At 55.2% G+C, this 8,097-nt stretch carries 6 protein-coding genes; all 6 read left to right on the plus strand.

All coding sequences use genetic code 11. From position 1 onward, the window contains the following. Positions 1–307, plus strand: a 307-nt coding sequence (locus tag QW71_RS40745) for a hypothetical protein (protein ID WP_200906008.1), incomplete at its 5' end; no start/stop codon positions are given. Positions 308–327: 20 nt separating this feature from the next. Further along, a complete protein-coding gene (locus QW71_RS35260) occupies positions 328–1,611 on the plus strand; it encodes a citrate transporter (RefSeq protein ID WP_231637885.1) in 1,284 nt (427 codons plus the stop codon). 70 nt (positions 1,612–1,681) lie between these two features. Next, a complete protein-coding gene (locus tag QW71_RS35265; RefSeq protein ID WP_039310417.1) occupies positions 1,682–3,826 on the plus strand; it encodes a hydantoinase/oxoprolinase family protein in 2,145 nt (714 codons plus the stop codon). 12 nt (positions 3,827–3,838) lie between these two features. Beyond that, a complete protein-coding gene (locus QW71_RS35270) occupies positions 3,839–4,510 on the plus strand; it encodes a hypothetical protein (protein ID WP_039310419.1) in 672 nt (223 codons plus the stop codon). A gap of 177 nt (positions 4,511–4,687) precedes the next feature. Then, complete coding sequence (locus tag QW71_RS35275) at positions 4,688–6,487, plus strand: sensor histidine kinase (RefSeq protein WP_039310421.1); 1,800 nt, start codon at positions 4,688–4,690, stop codon at positions 6,485–6,487. After that, on the plus strand, positions 6,487–7,809 hold the full coding sequence (locus tag QW71_RS35280; RefSeq protein WP_039310423.1) for a sugar ABC transporter substrate-binding protein: 1,323 nt from the start codon (positions 6,487–6,489) through the stop codon (positions 7,807–7,809). The genes QW71_RS35275 and QW71_RS35280 overlap by 1 nt, the downstream gene beginning before the upstream one ends. Positions 7,810–8,097: the final 288 nt, after the last annotated feature.

Consider the following 8,097-nt stretch of genomic DNA (forward strand, 5'->3'; position numbering starts at 1 on the left):
TGTTGCTGTTGCTGTTGCTGTTGCTGTTGCTGTTGCTGTTGCTGTTGCTGCTGTTGCTGCTGTTGTTGCTGTTGTTGCTATTTCTGTTGCTGCTGCTATAACTATTGCTATTGCAGCTATAGCTCTGTTACTAGCTTCTTACACCCCACGCTGGTTGCTCTCAAAGACCGGGAAGCGCGGAGGTGATACGGAGGTGGTCATTTTCAAGATTAATCTATACCGTTCATTTGATTCCAAGCTTGCTTGGTTTCCGATGGTAATTAAGCACAATAATTCTTATAACAACGTATATTTCACAAAAATTTAGGAGGAATTGGTTTGGAAACTGTGCAGATTATCGGCATTTTACTTGTATTTATTGTGTTTGTGGGCCTGATGATGACCCGCAAGCTGACCACGCTGCTCGCCCTGCCGATGATGGCGATTCTGCTGGCGGCGATCGCGGGAATCCCGCTGCTGTCCGATAACCCGGACACCTTCACCATCACCAAGGGTGTGCTCGCAGGCGGGGCCATGAAGCTGTCTACCGCTATCGCCGGATTGATCTTCGGCGCCTGGTTCGGCCAGATTCTCAGCAAGGTCGGCATCACGAAGACCATTATCCGCAAGGCTGCGGAGCTGGCCGGTGACAAGCCGCTGGCGATCGCCATTATCTTTTTCCTCGCCGCGTCTGTAATCTTCTCGGCTGCCAACGGTCTGGGCATGGTCATTCTCGTCGGAACGATCGCTATTCCCATTATGCTCACTGCCGGTCTTAAGCCGTTCGTCAGCGGCCTTGTTGTCCTGCTGGCCAATGCGGTCGGCGTGGTCTTCAACGTCTCCACCTGGGCCATTTATACCGATGTGCTAAAGGTGCCTACGAACACGATTGCTTCTTATTCACTGATCTGTGCTATTCCGCTGATTGTCATTGCCTTGATTATGATCGTCTACTATACCCGCAAAGACGGCAAGGTCCGCCGTGCCTGGGCCATGCCGCTCAAGCCGGAATTCCAGGCTCAGGATACCAAGAACGTAAGAGCCATTGCGCTCATCAGCCCGCTTGTTCCGGTGCTGCTGGTATTTTTCCTGAAGGTTGATATTGTCTCTGCAGTCTTCATGGGGGCGGTTGTCACATTGCTGCTCGCAACACCCAAGCGTCCGATTCATGTGCTGTCGAGTGCGCTGGTGGAAGGGATTCAGGATGTGGCCGGTGCGCTCGGGCTGATGATCGGGATCGGGATGCTGCTCAGCGCGGTAACTGCACCTCCGGTGGCGTTGCTGATTCAGCCGCTGATCGAAGGCATTATTCCAACCAGTCCGCTGATGTACATTCTCGTCTTCACTTTGCTGTCTCCGCTTGCGATTTACCGTGGACCGCTTAACGTATGGGGACTCGGCAGCGGGATCGCAGCACTGATTGTTGCCGGAGGGATGGCACCAGTTGCGGCTATGCTGGCACTGCGTATCGTGAGCAATCTGCAGGCTGTCAGCGATCCGACCAACTCGCACAATGTCTGGATCGCCGACTACACTAAGACGGATATTATTGAAACGCTGCGCAAGACACTGCCATGGATGTTCGCGGCTGTGATGATCTCGATGATTATCGCGGGTCTGACCGTTTTCTAGATTAAGTTCTGGTTAAGCGAATACGGATTGCAGATTAGAGACATAAGCTTCATGGAGAGGAGAAACTGCTATGAACAACAAACAAATCAGGATCGGCATCGATGTCGGAGGAACCTTCACGGATGCCGTTGCGATAGACAATGAGACTTTTGAGGTGCTGTCCAAGGTCAAAATGCCCACAACGCATCACGATGAACGCGGAGTCGCCAGCGGGATTGTCCAGATTATCCAGCGGATCATGAGCGAGAACGGCATTCTTCCCGGTGACATCAAGTTTATCGCCCACGGGACGACGCAGGCCACCAACGCCCTGCTCGAAGGAGACGTAGCCCGTGTAGGCATCGTGGGGATGGGCACGGGACTGGATGCCCGCAGTGCCCGCTCCGAGACTAATGTGGCGAATATCGAGCTGGCTGCCGGTAAATATCTTACCACCTATCACAAGTTCATTGATTCGAAGGAACTGACGCCGGAAACCATCGATGCGGCGATTGATCAGCTGCTCGCCCAGGGTGCAGAGGTTATTGTGGCCTCGGAAGCCTACAGTGTCGATGATCCGGCCAACGAGCTGAGAGTGATGGAAGCGGCGCGTAGCCGGGGAGTGTACGCCACCGGCGGACATGAAATCTCCCAGCTCTATGGGCTGAAGACGCGGACCCGCACAGCGGTCGTCAATGCGAGCCTGATTCCGAAGATGATGGAGACCGCCAACATGACTGAGCAGGCCGTCAAAGAAGCGGGGATTACCTCCCAGCTGATGATCATGCGCTGCGACGGCGGTGTCATGAGCATCGACGAGGTGCGCAAGCGTCCGATCCTGACCATGCTGTCAGGGCTGGCGGCCGGTGTCGCCGGCGCCCTGATGTATGAGAAGATATCGGACGGTATTTTCTTCGAAGTCGGCGGAACCAGTGTAGATATCTCCGTGATCAAGAACGGTAAGGTGATGATTGAGAATGCCCAGGTAGGCGGACATAAGACGTATCTGCGTTCGCTGGATGTACGGACGCTCGCCGTTGCCGGGGGCAGCATGATTCAGATCGGCGGAGGCAAGATCACGGATGTCGGCCCGCGCAGTGCGCATATCGCCGGTCTGGAATACGAATGCTTCACCGGTAAGGAGAATCTGGAGCAGCCTGCCATCGGTCTTGTCAGTCCGCGCCCGGGAGATCCGGATTACGTCACCGTCCGGGGTACGGGAGGACATGAATATGCGCTGACCCTGGCAGGCGCGGCGAATCTGCTGAACCATGTGCCGGAGGAGGATTATGCGCGGGGGGATATGGAGAGCACCAGGATAGCCTGGCAGGCACTGGGTTCCCGGCTCGGCATGTCTGCGGAAGACGCAGCAAGATCGGCAATGGATATTGCCATCCGCAAGGTGATGGCTGTAGTGAATCAGATGATCAGCGATTATGAGCTGGACACCGGGTTTGTTACGCTGGTGGGCGGCGGCGGAAGCGGAGCTGTGCTCGTTCCGGCGATGGCGGCGAGCGAAGGCTTCAAGCACCAGATCGCCAATAATGCGCCGTACATCTCCACGATCGGCGTTGGGATGGCGATGGTCCGCGAGCAGATCGAGAAGACTGTGGTCGGTGCGACAGAGCGGGATATCAAGCTGATCCGTGCAGAGATTATGGAGAAAATCGTCCAGTCCGGAGCGAATGAAGCTACGGTTGACGTGACGATCGAGATCGATTCGCAGCGCAATATTCTACGGGCGATCGCCACCGGCTCGACCGAGCTGCGCTCGAAGGATCTGGCCAGCCGCGAGGTGCCCGTGAACGAGCTGATGCTGACGGCGGCGGAAGCACTGGGCCAGCCGGCCGGCCAGACGGAGCTGAAGGCGGCCTCCGGCAGATGGTTTCTGTTCGAGTCGAGCGAGATCAAGAAGTCCATGTTCGGGCTGGTGAAGAAGAAGCTCAGCCACGTCGGCGTGCTGGACCGTGAAGGTGTGGTGCGATTTAAGAAGACGAATGCGTATCATCTGGCTTTTTTGAAGAAGAATATGGCCGACCGGTTTGCCTCGTTCCTGGAGGAGAATACGATCTATTCGGATGCCAATGCGACGATCCCGAAGACCTTTATCTTCTATAAGGAAAAAATGCTCGATCTGACCGGGATGCAGACCAAGGAGCAGCTGTTCTCCATTCTCGAAGTGGAAACCCAGCTGCTTGAGGACAACAGCGAAATGCTCGCTGTCGTCTATCAGTAGGAGGTGCACAGGATGATGAAGACAGCTGAACGGACGCTGCCAAGCGACAATGTGCTGGGATATGCCGAACTCACAAATGATCTGCTGTTTCACAGAATACCGCACAGCAAACGGCGTTATTATGTGGAGCGCCCGCTTGCGATCGGCAGGGAGCAGGCCCTGGAATTCAAGGCCCGCTACGGCACGGATGTCGGGGCCATCTGCCGGGACCGCGGAATTAGCGTCAATCTCAATGAACGGCAGGGCACCATCGGGCAGATCCGCTTCCGCGCCCAGATTGAGCTGTCGGCCAAGGAGCGCGCCATTACGCTGTATAAATCGTCCATGGAAGAACTGCGGCAGTGTGCCGGTGTGCTGCTTCCCGGCCGCTCCTTCACGCTGAAGGAAATCACAGACATTCATCTCGCCCATGAGCTGTTCCACGATCTGGAATTCACGGAGCTGGGATACACCAACAAGCGGCTTGACGACATCAGCAGCATCTCCCTGGGTCCGCTGCGCATCCGGGCCAGCGTGACCAAGACCTCGGAGATCGCCGCGCATGCGTTCAGCCGTTATCTGCTGGATCTGCCCTGCCTGCCGAACCTGCTGGATTACGCTTATATGATTCACAGCGGTACGCTGACTGCTGCTGAATTCTGGAGGCAGACAGAGGTTTGGTCCGGAGAGCTTGAGAACAGCTGAGCGGACTTCTTCAGGCAGCAGCCTTGTGCACGTAAGCAGACAGCAACCTTAAGAGGTGTGCTGTCTGCTGTATTTTTGTAGAGGAAGTATTGCGCCTGGCTGGGAGAACGTCTCTGACTTCGGACTCGAATTATGCTATGTTGAAGTGGGTATCCAGAGTTTGGGGAGGCTGTCCGCATGCCATTCAGAAAAGGGTCAAACAAATCAATATACGTGCCGCTGCGCACCAAGTTTATCGTATTGTTCTGCCTGCTGATTACGATTCCGTTTCTCGTGATCGGCACCATCAGCTATAAGAAATATACTGCCGGTGTGGAGCGCAGCACTGTGGAGCTATCCAATCAGGTTGTGAGCCAGATTAATATCAACCTGGAGCATTACATTAAGGAACTGGACCGGCTTACACTTACGCCGCTGTACGATGAGGATATGATGCAGATTCTCCGCAAGCACAGCGGCAGCGGCTCTGCGAACACTTATTTAACTACGGATGAGACGCTGAAGATGAATCTGTTTATTTCTTCGCTGGCTTTTGACCGGGGTGAGATTGAGAGCATTCTGGTGTTCACCAATGACGGAGGAATCTTCAGTAATCTGGACCAGAGCGTCAGGAAGCGGTGGGACCGCAGCATGGCAGACTGGATGGAGGCGGTTGAGCAGGAAGACGGTGGTCTTGCCATCCTTCCGCCGCATGCTGCGGCCTATTATACAGAGGCGAAGCAGGGGATTATCTCGGTGGCCCGGGTTATCCGTGAGCCCTATACGAATGACATGCTGGGGATCGTCAAGGTGGATCTGACGGCGCGGGGGTTCGGTTCGATTGTATCCACGGTGCGTTCGAGCGGGAGCGGTCTGCTGCAGATTACCGGCAAGGATCAGGTTATGCTGTACTCAGGGCCAGACGGGCTTCCCGATTCAAGTGAATCCTATATTACAGCCTCTGCCCATTCTTCTTATACGGGACTTAAGGTGACCTCATTGATTCCGCGTACGCAGCTCCGGGAAGACGCACGCGAGTTAACGAATTCTACCTTGATTGTCTCCATCGTAGCCCTGATGGCTGCTTATGCGGCGGCGATCCTACTGTCGAACCGCCTGGTTAAGCCGATTGCCCATCTGCAGTCGAAGATGAGGCAGGTGAAGCGGGGGCTGTTCCTGGAGCGGGCGACGGTCACTACAAGCGATGAAATCGGGCAACTGACCGAAGGCTTCAATACGATGATCGGCGAGATCGACCGTCTGGTCAAAGAGGTCTATGAGACCCGGCTGAAGGAACGGGAAGCCGAGCTGCTTGCGCTGCAGAGCCAGATTCATCCGCATTTTCTGTACAATACCCTGGAAATGGTGAACATGCTGGCCCTTCAAGGCAATACCCGGGAGCTCTCGGGTGTGGTGACCAGTCTCGGGAAGCTGCTGCGCTACACGGTCGGCCGCCAGGAGCAGATGGTGTACGTTCTGGATGAGGTAAGATTCGTAGAAGCGTATCTGCGAATCCAGGGTATGCGTCTTGGAGACAAGCTGCAGGCTATGATCCATATTGACTCTTCCTTCGATTATTGCGTGGTGCCGAAGCTGATTCTGCAGCCGCTGATTGAGAATGTTATTGAGCATGCCATGGGTCAGGATAAGCTACTGCTTGCCCTGACGGCTTCGGTGGAAGAGGAAGACTTGGTGCTGTCCGTCAAGGATGATGGTCTTGGCATAACCGGTGAACGGATGCAGGAGCTTGAAGAACAGCTGTATCAGAATAAATCCCGGCCCGGTACGGAGACGGAGCAGGGCGGCTTCGGCCGGATTCAAAAGGGTTTTGCGCTGCGCAATGTCCATCAGCGGCTCCGGCTGCTCTATGGAGAGCCTTACGGATTAACTCTTGATAATACGGCAGAGCGCGGGGTAACGGTCTCACTGCGGCTGCCGATGAACTGGGAAGCCATGAACAATGCCGGACCCGCCGGGGACAGGCAGGAGGAGGATTAATGATGCGGACAAGGCTGCTAAGCCTTATGATAGCGGTATTAATGGCTGCGGGCTGCTCTTCAGGGGCAGGAAGCGGGGCGTCTGACGGGAAAGCCGTGGACGGTGAAGAAGCAGGAGGAAGTGAGGCGGCTGCTGTGCAGGAGCCTGTGAAGCTGAAGTTCAGTATCTGGGGCAACGATGCGCAGAAGGCAATGGTTGAGGGGCTGGTGGATGAATATGAACAGCTCCATCCCGGGATGGAGGTAGAGATCATGACGATCCCGTTTGCTGATTATCAGCAGAAGTTGTCAATCATGCTGGCCTCCCGTACCGCGCCCGATGCCGGCTGGCTGGCGGAGCGGATGATTCCCCAGCTGCTGGAATCCGGCCAGCTGGTGGACATTGCAGCAGAGGTCAAAGAAGATCCCGGATATAACTATGCGGATATCTATCCGTCTACGCTTGATATATTCAAGCGGGAGGACAGACTGTACGGAATCCCCTTCTCCACGCCTCCGGTGCTGATCTACTACAACAAGGACCTGTTCCTTGAGAAAGGCCTGAAGACGCCAACCGAGCTTTATAAGGAAGGGAAATGGAACTACGAGGATTTTCTCAAGGCCGCGCGCAGCCTAACTGATCCGCAGCACGGCATTTACGGTGTGAAGCTGGTCCGCGACTGGAACAACTGGTCGGATGCACTGCTGCCGCTGTTCTGGTCGCATGGTGCCGAGCTGTTTGACAGCAGTGCGACGGCTTTTGCGCTGAATTCTCCCGCAGGTAGAGAGGCGCTGCAGCTCTACAGTGATATGATGTTCAAGGACAAGGTGCATCCGCTTCCGGGCGATGAGCTCACCTTCGACAGCGGCCGGATCGGGATGTATACGGACCGTTACAGCTATACCTCGAAGGCCCGCGCGGTTACTGATTTTGATTGGGATATCGCTCCAATGCCGGCAGGTGTGAAGGGGACTGGAACTTCACTCGGCTATGCGGGAGTCTCTGTATTCGAGACCAGGCATCCGGCGGAAGCCGCGGAATTCCTGAAGTTCATCACCAGCGCAGAAGCCATGAGCGTTACCGCGCAATATTTCGTCCCGTCCCGGAAATCCGTGCTTGAATCGGATGTCTTCCTGAGAGCGGCTTCCAAGCCTTCGCCGGAGAGCATCCAGCTGGCCGTGCTCGACCAGATCGCGGACGCCCGGATCGCGCCGGGCCATAAGAACTGGCAGCAGATTGATACGAAGATCCAGAGGCTGCTGGACGGGCTCTACACGCAAAGCTCTACCGTGGACGGGCTGCTCGGACAAATGGAGCTTGAGGTGGGCCCGCTTATGAAATAAGAGGGGACTTCGTACACGTTAAAGACCGCCTTCGGCCCCCGCAAAGTGCCTGAGTACTCATCGAAGCCACAGCCCCACTTTGTGGGGTTATTTTGCATACGTGGATAGAGACTGGTTTGAGCAACGCGACTGCTGCAGGAAACGGAATGAATGCGAATTTGCTTAGACTTGATGCAAAATCCTGCACGAAATGCAACAATTCTCCCGTTAAATCGGCTAAAATTCAAAATTGTTGTATAAAAGAGACAATTTCATAATTCCAAACCCTTGCTGGGAGCGGTTTTTTTG

Source organism: Paenibacillus sp. IHB B 3415, from assembly GCF_000802655.2.
Classification (GTDB): domain Bacteria; phylum Bacillota; class Bacilli; order Paenibacillales; family Paenibacillaceae; genus Paenibacillus_AQ; species Paenibacillus_AQ phytohabitans.